Here is a 12,361-nt window from a genome sequence, read left to right as displayed (position 1 = left end):
AACGATACGCACGTTTCAGGTGCGGCTCGCGAAGAATTCTCAGGCGCAACGCTTTTCGTCGACCGCGGGGTGGTGTCGCGCTCAGTAATTGCCCTGGAGATACTCGACCAGGTGCTCGCGTTCGGCCGCCAGTTCGGTGATCTCGCTCTTCACCACGTCACCGATGCTGACGATGCCGATCAGTCGATCGGACTCCACCACCGGCATGTGCCGAATCCGGTGCTCGGTCATCACATCGCGCAGCGACGACACATCCTCCTCGGGCCCACAGGTGCGAACCCGGGCGGTCATGATGTCGGTGACCGGCCGATCCAGCAGCGCGGCGCCGTGGGCGTGGAGATGACGCACCACATCACGTTCGGACACGATGCCCGCGATCTGGGCGCCATCTGGGGAGACGACCACCGCGCCGATATTGTGCTCGGCCAGCGCCGCCAACAGTTCACGCACCGTGGTCGGCGGTCTGACCGTGGTGACCGCCGTGCCCTTGTTGCGCAAGATCTCCGATATCCGCATACGCGCACCACCTGTCCGGATCGATCGTCGCTGCCGAGTATGACCGGTCCGCACCCGACCTGACCAGCACGAAGACGTTACAACCGGACTATTCGTCGTCCAGCCCCGCAGACAGATACGCGGCCGCGGCCAGCCACTGGCGGCACTGTGGGCCGTGGATGTCGTGTTGGCGCAGCATCTCGCGTGCCTGACGGTAGGTGAGCCCGTTCGGCTCGTCACTACACGTGGTGGGCGGTGCGCCTGCGGCACCGAGGTGTCGCTGCAACGGACTACTCATCGAAGTCCCCTCCCATTCGGCGCCGAAAGGCCGCCTCGGCCGGTGCGGCCGAGGTACCGCTCGGTGATCTTGCGGCCTGAGTCTACGGGCGCATCGTTTTCGAATGCAAGCACATCTGCACGTTCGTTGGGGCCGTGTCGGGCCGCGATGGGGTTGTGGCGCTTACGAATTCAGGGGGCTGGACGACTCGGTCGGTGCCTGATCCGAGTGCTGACATCGGGTAAGTACCGACCGGTGCGCAGTGCCGTCGCGCATGTTAATCTCCCCATCGCGCAAGCAGATGCAAGAACGTTTGAGCGTGCATCTGCAATTTTCGTACCGTTGGGCACCATTCGAGAAGGAGGAGTGCGGTATGTCCGGAATGCAGCATGATCAGCGTGAACGCCCGGTAGATGGAGCCTGGCGCAAGAGCACCTACAGCAACCCGAGTGGAAATTGCGTCGAGGTTGCCGAAGCGGCCGACGGTTCGGTCGCCGTGCGCAACTCGCGCGACCCACAGGGGTCGGTGATCTTCTATACCCGGCCCGAAATCGACGCATTCATCCGCGGCGCGAAGGCCGGAGAGTTCGACTATCTGACCGGGTAATCGGTAACATCTGGGTCCATGACGGCTGAACCCGACGAGATCGGTCGCGTACAACCTGTTGCCGACCGTGGCCCCACCGTGTTGCGCATCGCACTCGGTGGCCAGTTGCGCAAGCTACGCGAAGGCAAAGGCATCACCCGCGAGGCCGCGGGCGACGCGATCCGCGGTTCGCACGCCAAGATCAGCCGACTCGAGCTGGGTCGCACCGGTTTCAAGGAGCGCGACATCCGGGATCTGCTCACGCTCTACGGCGTGCACGATCCCGTGGAACGCACCTCGTTCTTCGAGTTGGCCAGGCAGGCAAGCGAACCCGGCTGGTGGCATCGCTACAGCGATCTGCTGCCGTCGTGGTTCAGCACCTATCTCGGGCTCGAGCAGGCGGCCAGCCAGATCCGTACCTATGAGGCCCAATTGGTACCCGGCCTGCTGCAGACGCCGGAGTACACCAGAGCCATCGTCACCCTCGGTGTCGACGACGCCGAAACCGACCGTCGGGTCCAGGTTCGGCAGTTGCGCCAGGACGTCCTGCGCCGAGTCGACCCGCCGGTGGTGTGGGCGGTGATCGACGAGGCCGTACTGCACCGTCCGATCGGCGGGCGCGAAGTACACCGGGCGCAGCTGCGCCACCTTGTCGAACTCTCGGAGCTACCGAACGTGACGGTGCAGGTGCTGCCGTACTCGGCAGGTGGGCACGCGGCGGCGGGCAGTTCGTTCAGCATTCTGCGCTTCGGCGAACCGGAACTGCCCGACATCGTCTATCTCGAGCAACTCACCAGTGCGCTCTACCTCGAGCGTCGCCAGGACCTCGCGATGTATCTGTCGGTGATGGATCAGCTCAGCGTCCAGGCCGAGCGGCCGGACCGCTCCCGCGAAATCCTGCTGTCCTACGCCGAGCGGGACTGACACGCGGAATTCGTCTCGGACCGCTCAGTAGATCGAGCAGTCCGAGACGAATCGTCGTTCAGTACCGGATGCAGCCGGCGGCGATACGCCAGAAAGTATCAGCGGTCAGCGTCTGGAGATCCCAGTCGTCGGCCAATTCGTGCGCGGTGCTCACGATCCGGTCGATATCGAAATCATTACGGGTCGCCGCGCCGGTGGATTCCACGGCATCGATGACAAAGGCGACCGCGCTTTCCCTCGACCACCGGGTGGTGTCGGGATGGGTGGTCGGCGCGCGATCGGCGAGGCCGAATCGGCCGGTGGTGTTGTTCATGTGCATGCCCCTGTACTTCTCAGGCAGTGGCAAACCCAAGGCAATCCTTACCCTGGGTGTGCCGCTCGCGGCCTCCCTGGCTGTCCCCTGAATTGTGTTGCGGCCCTGAGTTTAGGACGGAGAGACTTTCAGATGCAAGCACATCTGCACGATCGATTCCGTCTCGATGCGGCGCATTTCCCGGCTTCTGAGCGGCGAATCCAGGGTCACACGATCGTTTTCATCGCAGGTGGTGCGCAAATAATGGCGTGACCGGCGGTTCGGTGTATTCATCGGGTGGCGAAAAAGTCGTGCGGGCCGACAACAGCTACACCGAGGGGGCGAAATATACTGCGACAGTTAATTTGCGGCTATCAAATGGTCGAGACAGCTGACTCGATCGGCAGCGAGCCGGAAACCAGCTCGAGCGTGCACCGAAAGGTGTTGTCCGCGAACAAGATCGACGCGAGCGTCGCGGCGACATCGGCGCGCGGCACCGACGCGCGCGGAATGGGCGGCGGTCCGAGCGTGATCAGACCGTTGCCTTCGGAGTCGGTGAGTACGCCGGGACGCAGGATCGTCCAATCCAGATCGCGGCTGCGCAGGTCCTCCTCGGCGCGGGTCTTGGCGTCGAGATAGGCGGCCCACACCTCGTCGGTGCCCGGTTCGGGCGGGCTGCCCGCACCCATGGTCGAAATCTGCACGAACCGCGTGACGCCGGTGTGCTCGGCGGCATCGGCCAGCTGCACCGAACCGTTGAGGTCGACGGTGTACTTGCGTGCGGCGCCGCTGCCCGCGCCCGCGCCCGCGCCCGCGGCGAACACCACCGCATCCGAACCGGCGACCGCGGCCGCGAGATCGGCGGGGGTGTCGCGCTCCATGTCGTAGATGACCGGGACGCCGCCGGTCGCGGCGATGTCGGCGGCCTGGCTCTGGTCGCGGATGAGCGCGTGGACCTGGTGGCCGCGACGGGTCAGCAGTGGGGCGAGCAGCAGGGCGATCTTGCCGTGTCCGCCTGCGATGACGATGCGCATGGGGTGCTCCTATCAGCGTTCGGGGCCGCCAGGGTTGCAGTTCGCCGATACCGTGGCCTGGTAGCCGACGTCGGGGCGCCACGGTTCGAGATTCCAGCTCGGCTTGTCGGGTGCCACCATCCTCGCCCACACCCAGTGGCAAAGGAACTGGTCGCGCATGCCCGGCGCGTCGGCATCGGCGTCCAGGGCGCGCACTTCCCGCCAGGCCAGCTCGTCGGTGCCGGGTGCGGCGGTTTTGCGGCCCGCCTGGGTGGGATAGACGAGCAGGCGGGGGCCGTCGATGTTCTCGGTCCAGGTCACGTGATCGATGAGCGGCAGGCCCGCGTAGGGATCGACCGTGGTGGTCGGCGGTGCGATGGTGGCGGGCACCCGTTTGGTGGTCGTCGGCGCAGTGGTGGTGGACGGGGTCGCGACATCCACGGTGTCGGCCGAGCCGCAGCCGGTGAGTACGGCCGCCGCGGCGAGTGCGAGCGGGATCTGCCACCGTGCCACGGTTGCCCCTCCTGTCGGTGCGGGGCCGGTGAGCGCCCGCCTCGCCAGCCTAGCGGGGCGGCGTCGCGAACTTCAGTGCCACAGGGACCGGCAGGGCAACCGGCGCAGATCGGGGTCGACCTGGCCGTCGACGGTCACCAGCAGACCGGAATGCACGGCCGCCGAGGTGAACTCCCACGCCTCGGCCTGGGTCGCCGCGTATTTCAGGACCAGTGCGTCCTCGGGTGTGGGGCCGTCGAAGTAGACCGTGATCCGCCGGGTCGGTATCTCGTTCGGGTCGATGCGGTGGAGGGTGGCGGCGATGTTCTCGTCGATGGGAATCATGGCGTGCTCCTTTCGCCCCGGCACTGGTGAGCGCCTTCCTACTCGACGGTAGGTCTTGCACCATCGACAGGAACACGTTCCGATTTCGCCTTGGAGATCTCACAATCCAACTGTCGCCGCGGCGGTGCGTCCGCCCATCGGCGGGCTGCCTCCGGTCACAACCATGCACCAGGTGATGTTGTGAGCTCCGCCGATGTTCGCGGTATCCGTCGACGAGGAGCCACGGTACCGGCGAAGCTTGCTCTCGACAGCAGCGACACGGGAGGGACAGCCGCATGATCTGGCTTGCCGCGGCACGGCACACTCGGCCGCGCCGAACACTGTTGGTCTGCTTGGCGGCAGCGGTGCTCAACGTGGTCTGCGCGGGGGCGGTCCAGGCCGCACCGCTGTTCCCGACCGCCGACCCCGACCCCTTCTACAACCAGCCCGCCGACATCGCCGACAGCGAGCCCGGTGACGTCCTCGGCGTGCGGGCGATGCCGCCGCTGGCGATGTTCCCCGACACGACGATCACCCTGATCCAGTTCCGTTCAACGAATTCCGCAGGCGATCCGATCGCCGCGACGACAACGGTGCTCCAGCCGAACAACCACCGCGCCGATGCCCCTGTGCTGTCCTACCAGCACATCATCAACGGCCTCGGCACGCGGTGCTCGGTCTCGAAAGTTCTCTACACCGACGATCCGGACCTGATGGTGCGCGAGGCGGTGGCCTGGAACTACCCGTTGAAGCGCGGCTGGACGATGGCCGTGCCCGACCACCTCGGACCCAATTTCGCCTATGGCGCAGCGAAACTGGGCGGTCAGGTGACCCTGGACGGCATCCGCGCGGCGCGCCAGGTCGAGCAGTTGCGGATCGGCGGCAGTCGGGTGGCGATGGCCGGGTACTCCGGTGGCGGCATGGCGACGGCGTGGGCGGCGGCGCTGCAGCCCGAGTACGCGCCCGAGCTGGAGATCGCGGGTGCGGCGATGGGTGGGGTGCCGATGAACCTGGTGTCGATGCTCGAGGGGCTCGGCTTCGGATCGCATCCGGTTTTCGGGCTCGCGCTGGCCGCCGGAATCGGCCTGGAACGGGAATACCCCCAACGGTTTCCGATCAGCGAGCAGATGAACGCCAGCGGCCTGGCCGCGCGTGCATCGATCCGCGATGCCTGCACCAACGACATCCTCGGTGCGGGAGCCGGCCGCGGGATACTCGACTTCGCGGCCACCACCTCGCTGGTTGCCGATCCCGACGCACGCGCCGTGGTGGAGGAGAACAGCCTCGAACTGTATCCGGGCGCGCCGACAATGCCTGTCTTCGAATGGCATTCGCCGATCGACGGCCTCATTCCGGTCGACGCGATCAACGCCACCACCCAGCGCTGGTGTGCTGCGGGCGCCAAGGTCGTCAGCCAGCAGACACCGACCCCGGACCACCTGACCGCAGCTGTGCTCGGACTGCCTTCCGCGCTGAGTTGGCTCGATGCGCGGCTGCAGGGGGAACCGGCGCCCAGCACCTGCTGAGTCCGGTTCCGTCTCGACCCGGATCCGCGCGCCCCAACGCGGATCCGGGTCGATTCGTGTCGTGACGGGTCGATTCTTGTTGCGATACAGCGGCATTGCGCACACGACTCGGGCACAACGCCGAAGTCAGTTCGCCGCTGCCCGTAGCGTAAAAGCTCTGACGACGGCGCGGTGGGGGAGTTTCGGTCGGGTTCGAAGCACCGCATAGTGGCACGTCATCGACGAATCCGTTGCCACCCGAAGGCGTGTGTGCCATGAGATCTGTTCGAGTACTTGTCTGTTCGATGACGTTCGCGTTCGCGTTCGCGGCGGGCACCGCCGCCGCCGATCCGCCGCCGACCCAGGAATTCCCGGTGCCACAGGTGGGGACACCGGGCTTCCTGCCCGACCTGCAGCGCTGGATCGACCAGGTGCTGCCCTCACCGATTCAGCCGAACGCCGCCGATCCGGCTGCCGAGCTCGCGGCACTTCGTGCGGCGGTGCTGCCCTCGGCGGTCGGCGATCCGATCTTCGACCAGTGGCCCGCGGGCCTGGCGGAGTTGTCGCCCGGCGATCTGATCGAATCTCGCGACATCACCGGTACCGCCGCCTGGCTGACCCTGGTGCCGATCCGTTCGGCGACGCTGCTGAAATTCCGCACCGACGACGCGCACGGCAGACCGTCCTACTCGACGGCGACCCTGATCGTGCCCGCCACCGACTGGACCGGTCCCGGCGATCGTCCTGTGCTGGTGAACAACCTGCCCATCGACGCACTGGGGCGCAAGTGCACCCCGGGTTACTCGCTGGCACACGGACTGACCTCGCAATCCAGCGCGACCGAGTTCATTCCGCCGACCACCCAGCTGGCGGTCCTGCGCGGATACGCCGTCCTGGTACCCGACCACCAGGGTCCGTGGATGGCCTACGCCGAACCGTATGTCGCCGGGCACGCGGTGCTCGACGCGATCCGGGCGGTGCGCGGCGTCGACCCGGTGGCCTACGGCGAGAGCCGCTTCGCGATGACCGGCTATTCCGGCGGCGCGATCGCCACCAACGGCGCGGCCAAGCTGATCGACTCCTACGCACCGGAACTGGCCGACGCGATCGTCGGCGCGGCACTGGGCGGTGTACCGGCCGACTTCGAAATCCTGTCGCGCAGTATGAATGCCAATCTCGCCTCCGGAATATTTATGGCCGCGACCTTCGCGATCGGCCGGGAACGCCCCGAAATCCTGGCTGCGATGAACAATCTCGGGCGCTGGGTCACGACGTCGATAATGAAAGACACCTGCGCCAGCGTTTTCGCGATTCCCGGAATCCTGCACCTGCCCATCGATGTCGGTGCCAATATCGCCGACCCGCTGCGCTCGGAACTGGCCACCGACATCTACGAGATCACCCGGATGCAGGGCATGCGGTCGGCCACTCCGCTCTATATCTACAACGGTGAGCAAGAGTGGTGGATCCCGGCGGAGGGAGCCCGCAATCTCTACGCGGAGCAGTGCGAACTCGGCGCCAACGCGGTGTATCGCGGCGTGCTAGGTGAACACATCATCGGCGCGGCGACCGGGTACCCGGAGGCGATGTTGTGGCTCGACGAGCGACTTCTCGGGATCCCGGCGCGCAGCGAATGCTGAAAAATTTCCTGTGCCCCGTCATGGCACTTTTCGAGAGGACGTGGTGACCTGCCCAGACCGGACGTGACAATCGTCTCGTAAGGAATTCTGCGGCTTATGTTTTGGGCGGTTTCGACAAGCCATTCGTTCTCCCGGCAAGAAAAGGGGCGACGAATATTCGAATCGCACAGGAAGACAAGTCAACACATGAAATCTCCCAGTCGCAGACGCACGCTGCACACGGCGGTATTCGCCGGTGTCGGCGCCCTCTCCATGGTGCTCACCGGGCCGGGGGCGAGCGCGGCTCCCGCTGCGGCGCCGACCGAGCAGGATCTCGCCGCCATCGTCTCCGAAGGCCGTCAGGTCGCCGGGTCGGGTTCGGCGTGCACGTCCGGCAGTGGTGCCGGGTCGGGTAACGGGTCCGGTGACTGCTACGGCGGTTCGGGTTCCAGCTCGGGTTCCTCGGGCGGTTATTCGTCCGATCCCGGCGCTTACGGGCCCGCGTCGACGGCGTTCCTCGCCGCGTTCGCGTACGGCCTCGGCAATCCCGATGCCGCCGCGCCCGGCACGAACGACTGGAACTGCAAGCCGACCGCCGAGCATCCTCGCCCGGTCGTGCTGCTGCACGGCACCTGGATGAACGCCTACAACGGCTACGCCTACATGGGTCAGCCGATCAAGGACGCCGGTTACTGCACGTTCACGTTCAACTACGGCCGCTCGAACATGATGGAGGGTGGCGGCCTCGGTTCGTTCCTGCCCGGTGTGATGGGTACGGGCTACATCGAGGATTCGGCGAAGCAGACCGCGACATTCATCGACCGGGTCCTCGCGGCCACCGGTTCCGACGAGGTCGACATCGTCGCGCACTCCCAAGGTGGGGCGATGGCGAATTACTACACCAAGTTCGAGGGCGGTGCGGCCAAGGTGAACAAGCTGATCACCTTCGGCGCCACCCACCACGGCACCAGCCTCGACGGTATCGGCGCGCTGGGTCGCATGATCAACAACCTGGGTATCGACATCCTGGGCCCGATCGAGATCTTCGTCGGGCACGCGGGTATCCAGCAGACCATCGGCTCGGATTTCGTCAACAACCTCAACGCAGCAGGTGACACGATCGCCGGCGTCGATTACACCGTGGTCGGTACCCGGTACGACGAGGTCACCAACCCCTACGACCTGACCTTCCTGAAGGCGGGCCCGGGGGCGCAGGTCAACAACATCACCCTGCAGGACGGCTGCGAGCAGGACATCTCGGATCACTTGACGATCATGTACTCCCCGCGTGCCCTCTCGATCGCGCTGCGCGCGCTCGACCCGGTGCAGAACCCGCAGCTGACCTGCGTGTTCAACCCGTGGCTCGTCGGTGGCGGCGGCTCGCTCTGACCCGCTCTCGCTGACAACGACGAAGGCGCTGTCCACTCGATGTGGACAGCGCCTTCGTCGTGTTCGCCGATCAGGCCGGGACGGAACGGTAACTACGCGCGACGAGTGCGGAGCGCAGGTACCACAGTCCTGAGGGCTGGGTGGGATCGAAGCCGGTGAGCTGGCCGATCCGTTTGAGCCGGTAGTCGACGGTATTGGTGTGCACGTGCAGGACGCGAGCGGTGCGCTGGCGGTTGAGGTTGTTGGCGATGTGGCGCTGCAGGGTTTCGAGCAGCTCGGGGTACTGATCCAGCGGATCGAGCAGCGAGCCGAGGAATTCGCGGCCGGGGCCGGGGCGGGTCAGCTGGTACTCGAGGGCGAGTTCGTCGAAGCGGTAAAGACCCGAGGTCACCTCGAGCCGCTGCACCATGTCCAGGAGCTCGTGTGACTGGTCGGCGGCATCGGGAACCCCGGTGGTGCTCGTTTCGACCATCGCGGCGGTGATGCCGACCTGAGCGGCCTGGGAGAGCTGGGCGACCAGTGCGGCCAGACCCTCGCGGTCGAAGGCGTCGGCGGGGATGAGTACCGTCCCGCCGTCGACGCTGAGCAGCGACAGCGCCGAGTCGCCGCAGCGCTTGGCCAGTTCGGCCTGCACCCGGCGCAGTTTGCGGCGGGCGACGACCTTCGAATCCAGCGCCGGGTTGGCTTCCTCGCGGTGCTGCGGGATCGCCAGGGCGAGGACGGTGTAGGTCTCGGCGATGGTGATGCCGCATTCGCGGGCCATCGTCGAGGTGCTGTGGCCGCCCAGCAGGGCGGAGGTGAGGGTGTGGACGGCCGTGTGATGTTCGCTCACCACACCGCGCAGCTCGCGGACATAGGCCAGCGAGATCTGGGCGGTGATCGTGTCGAGCAGTTCCATCACGACCTTGACGCCGCCGACGAGACTGTCGAAGTCGTTGCCCGAGGCGCTCGATACCACCAGGTCGAGGCCTATTTTGAAGCCCTCGGCGATCGAATGGTGGATCGTGTCGATCGGCACGCCCTCACGGGCCCACGCACTGGCCGCGTCCTGCAGGCGCATCAGTTGACTGGGGATATCACGCCCATCGAGCATCCCGACAGCGAATTCCAGGCAGATACGAGTGATGGTGGTGACGTCACCGGAGATGGCGTCACCAGGTAGCGTTCCGCAGGGGGCGACATTGGCGACGAAATGGCCGACCATCTGCCGCGACAGCGCGCGAACGTCTTTGAGTGGCAACGACATCGGCTTGCCCGAGACGGTCAACGACGGCCGGGGTGGATTGTGGACGGACATCTGTGTTCCCTTCGCCTGTTTCGGCTGTACCCCCCGCTGTCCAGCGAAACCCCACCCTAACGAACTGCAAACGAAACCGGAATGGAACGTCAGGTTCTGGGTATGGGGCCCACGGCCGCAGGCCCGGGTAGTGAGGGGTCACAAGTCTGGTTCTTCGCTATGAGTGGTTGTAGAGTTCAGCGCCATGCGACCTCCCGTCCGTTGTCTGGTCTGGGAACTGGACGAGACCCTCTGGGAGGGTGTCGTCCACGACGAGACCGGCACCACGCTGCGCCCACCGGCACTTCGCACGCTGACGAAACTGAGCGAGCGCGGTGTGCTGCATGCCGTCGCCGCGCGCGGTGATCGTGCCAGAACCTTGCGCACGCTGTACCGCCACGGTCTGTACGAGATGTTCTCCGCGGTCGAGGTCGGCTGGGGCCGCAAATCCGCCTCGATCGTCCGCATCGCAGGCACCCTCGGTCTCGGCCTGGACGCGCTCGCGTTCCTCGACGCCGAACCGGTCGAACGTGCCGAGGTCTCGCTCGCACTGCCGATGGTGCGCTGCTACGCCGCCCGCAATGTCGACATGCTGCCGCTGCTCCCCGATTTCCGGCACGACCTGCGCTCCGGCCGCGTACCGACACCACCGATGGGGTTCGCCCGCGTCCCCGCCCGCTGACCTGTACCGAGGCGCCGGTTTTGTGCTGGAACACTGTGAAGGTGCACCAACTGCATCGTTGCAGCGAATGCCACAATGGCCGGCAACCGGTAATTTCGGGGCCCGGATCACGGCGTTGCCGGCGGCAGTGAGAGGGTGAGGACGGCCAGACGATGCGGCGAGGCCACGACGTCGTAAGCCGCGATCCGCCCGCCGCGCACCACGAACGTCACGGCGAACACGGGGCCGCCCGCTTCCGCCACCACCAGACCGGGCCTGCCGTCCACGAGCATCAGCACCGCATCGCGCGACCGCCGCCGCAGCGCGAGCGCACCCTCGGCCACCGCGCGAGCACCCCGCACGACAACAGCCATCCCGGGCGACAGCGACGCCGGGTCCGCGGTGCGCACCACATCCGGTGCGAGCACTGCGAGCAGTCCGCCCAGATCGCCCTCACGCGCAGCCCGTGCGAAGGCTGTCACCGCGGCCCGGTGTTCGAGAAGTTCCGTCGACTCGATCCGTGCGGGCGCGTGCACGCGCAGCCGGGCGCGACTGGCAAGTTTCTTGGTGGTGGCGGGCGTGCGCCCGAGCATCGGCGCGATCTCGGCGAACGGCACGGCGAACAGGTCGTGCAGAACGAAGGCGACCCGTTCCTCGGGGCCGAGCGTCCCGAGCACGACGAGCAGTGCCCGACCCACGCAATCCGCTTGTAGCGCTTCGGCTTCGGGGTCCGCACCCGCGCCGGTGGCCGCCCGAGCGGGCGTATCCACCGACGCGACTTCGGCGCGACGGGTGCGGGTGCGCAGCAGATCGAGGCAGATTCGCGACACGACCGTGGTGAGCCAGCCGTCGAGATCGGCGATCTCGGTGTCGGTCCCGGCCAGGCGCAACCACGCCTCCTGGACGGCATCCTCGGCTTCGGCCGCCGAACCCACCATCCGATAGGCGATGCCACGCAGGCGGTCGCGCCGTTGTTCGAACGCACGCGCCGACGCCTCCGGTGGATCTGCGCGCATCGGTCACCTTTCGCTCACACCGGTCGTCTATCGATCGGACGGCACTCGCCGTCCGATCACGGTGGCGGTCTCCACGATGTCAGAGGCGCCGATCACCCGAAACCGGAGGTCCTGATCCCGATGCACACCACCTATATCGTCGTCACCGTGCTCGCCGCGCTCGGCGCGTTGACAGCCGCGCTGATCGATGTCGTTCGTGCCGACTGGGTGCGCGAGAACATGCGCGACTACGGCATCGCGCCGTGGACGCTCACGCCGCTGGCCCTGATCAAGGCGGCGGGTGGACTCGGCCTGCTCGCCGGCCTGGTCTATCGGCCGCTGGCAGTGGCCGCCGCGGCCGGGCTCGTGCTGTATTTCCTCGCCGCCGAACTCACCGTGCTGCGGGCGCGCAAGTACGCGGATCTGGGTTATCCGCTGCCCTATCTGCTGCTCGCGGCGGCGTCGCTCGGTCTCGCAGGGGCATGACCGCAGTGCTGGTGGCGCGCCTTCACA

General features: G+C 66.6%; 15 protein-coding genes. 7 read left to right on the top strand and 8 right to left on the bottom strand.

All coding sequences use genetic code 11. The features are described 5' to 3' along the window. Positions 1-81: 81 nt before the first annotated feature. Together ACLJPD_RS31895 and ACLJPD_RS31890 are read right to left on the bottom strand one after the other, a co-directional pair. On the bottom strand, positions 82-516 hold the full coding sequence (locus ACLJPD_RS31895; RefSeq protein ID WP_410877172.1) for a CBS domain-containing protein: 435 nt from the start codon (positions 514-516) through the stop codon (positions 82-84). Between the two features lie 88 nt (positions 517-604). After that, entirely contained in the window at positions 605-793 is a 189-nt protein-coding gene (locus tag ACLJPD_RS31890) for a hypothetical protein (RefSeq protein WP_410877171.1), read from the bottom strand. 298 nt (positions 794-1,091) lie between these two features. On the opposite strand from ACLJPD_RS31890, the gene ACLJPD_RS31885 reads away from it, so the two are divergent. After that, complete coding sequence (locus ACLJPD_RS31885; protein ID WP_410877170.1) at positions 1,092-1,379, top strand: DUF397 domain-containing protein; 288 nt, start codon at positions 1,092-1,094, stop codon at positions 1,377-1,379. 18 nt (positions 1,380-1,397) lie between these two features. Further along, positions 1,398-2,282: a helix-turn-helix domain-containing protein gene (locus ACLJPD_RS31880; RefSeq protein WP_410877169.1), complete on the top strand. Its 885-nt coding sequence runs from the start codon at positions 1,398-1,400 to the stop codon at positions 2,280-2,282. A 58-nt stretch (positions 2,283-2,340) separates the two neighbouring features. On the opposite strand, the gene ACLJPD_RS31875 is transcribed toward ACLJPD_RS31880, so the two are convergent. From ACLJPD_RS31875 to ACLJPD_RS31860, 4 genes are all read right to left on the bottom strand, one after another. Then, positions 2,341-2,595: a hypothetical protein gene (locus ACLJPD_RS31875; protein WP_410877168.1), complete on the bottom strand. Its 255-nt coding sequence runs from the start codon at positions 2,593-2,595 to the stop codon at positions 2,341-2,343. 353 nt (positions 2,596-2,948) lie between these two features. Further along, entirely contained in the window at positions 2,949-3,608 is a 660-nt protein-coding gene (locus ACLJPD_RS31870; protein WP_410877167.1) for an SDR family oxidoreductase, read from the bottom strand. A 12-nt stretch (positions 3,609-3,620) separates the two neighbouring features. Then, complete coding sequence (locus tag ACLJPD_RS31865) at positions 3,621-4,100, bottom strand: DUF2599 domain-containing protein (protein WP_410877166.1); 480 nt, start codon at positions 4,098-4,100, stop codon at positions 3,621-3,623. Positions 4,101-4,172: 72 nt separating this feature from the next. Continuing rightward, positions 4,173-4,424 carry a hypothetical protein gene (locus ACLJPD_RS31860; RefSeq protein WP_410877165.1) on the bottom strand — a complete coding sequence of 84 codons (252 nt, stop codon included), beginning with the start codon at positions 4,422-4,424 and terminating at the stop codon, positions 4,173-4,175. A gap of 275 nt (positions 4,425-4,699) precedes the next feature. Here ACLJPD_RS31860 and ACLJPD_RS31855 point away from each other — a divergent pair, with 275 nt between their 5' ends. The 3 genes from ACLJPD_RS31855 (at position 4,700) to ACLJPD_RS31845 (ending at position 8,916) form a co-directional block, all read left to right on the top strand. Beyond that, positions 4,700-5,929: a lipase family protein gene (locus ACLJPD_RS31855; RefSeq protein WP_410877164.1), complete on the top strand. Its 1,230-nt coding sequence runs from the start codon at positions 4,700-4,702 to the stop codon at positions 5,927-5,929. 284 nt (positions 5,930-6,213) lie between these two features. After that, positions 6,214-7,548: a lipase family protein gene (locus ACLJPD_RS31850; protein WP_410877163.1), complete on the top strand. Its 1,335-nt coding sequence runs from the start codon at positions 6,214-6,216 to the stop codon at positions 7,546-7,548. Positions 7,549-7,734: 186 nt separating this feature from the next. Further along, on the top strand, positions 7,735-8,916 hold the full coding sequence (locus ACLJPD_RS31845; protein WP_410877162.1) for an esterase/lipase family protein: 1,182 nt from the start codon (positions 7,735-7,737) through the stop codon (positions 8,914-8,916). Positions 8,917-8,986: 70 nt separating this feature from the next. Here ACLJPD_RS31845 and ACLJPD_RS31840 read toward each other — a convergent pair whose 3' ends face one another. Continuing rightward, positions 8,987-10,213, bottom strand: a complete 1,227-nt coding sequence (locus tag ACLJPD_RS31840) for a PucR family transcriptional regulator (RefSeq protein ID WP_410877161.1) — start codon at positions 10,211-10,213, stop codon at positions 8,987-8,989. Positions 10,214-10,397: 184 nt separating this feature from the next. Between ACLJPD_RS31840 and ACLJPD_RS31835 the strand changes: the two genes are divergently transcribed. After that, positions 10,398-10,874, top strand: a complete 477-nt coding sequence (locus ACLJPD_RS31835) for an HAD-IIIC family phosphatase (protein ID WP_410877160.1) — start codon at positions 10,398-10,400, stop codon at positions 10,872-10,874. Positions 10,875-10,981: 107 nt separating this feature from the next. On the opposite strand, the gene ACLJPD_RS31830 is transcribed toward ACLJPD_RS31835, so the two are convergent. Further along, entirely contained in the window at positions 10,982-11,869 is an 888-nt protein-coding gene (locus ACLJPD_RS31830; protein ID WP_410877159.1) for a sigma-70 family RNA polymerase sigma factor, read from the bottom strand. Positions 11,870-11,989: 120 nt separating this feature from the next. On the opposite strand from ACLJPD_RS31830, the gene ACLJPD_RS31825 reads away from it, so the two are divergent. Beyond that, entirely contained in the window at positions 11,990-12,334 is a 345-nt protein-coding gene (locus ACLJPD_RS31825) for a DoxX family protein (protein WP_410877158.1), read from the top strand. Positions 12,335-12,361 lie beyond the last annotated feature (27 nt).

Origin of the sequence: Nocardia sp. A7, assembly GCF_046549215.1 — a bacterium.
Lineage (GTDB): Bacteria > Actinomycetota > Actinomycetes > Mycobacteriales > Mycobacteriaceae > Nocardia.
The sequence above is the reverse complement of the archived record's forward strand: the minus strand, read 5'-3'. Positions and strand labels throughout refer to the sequence as shown.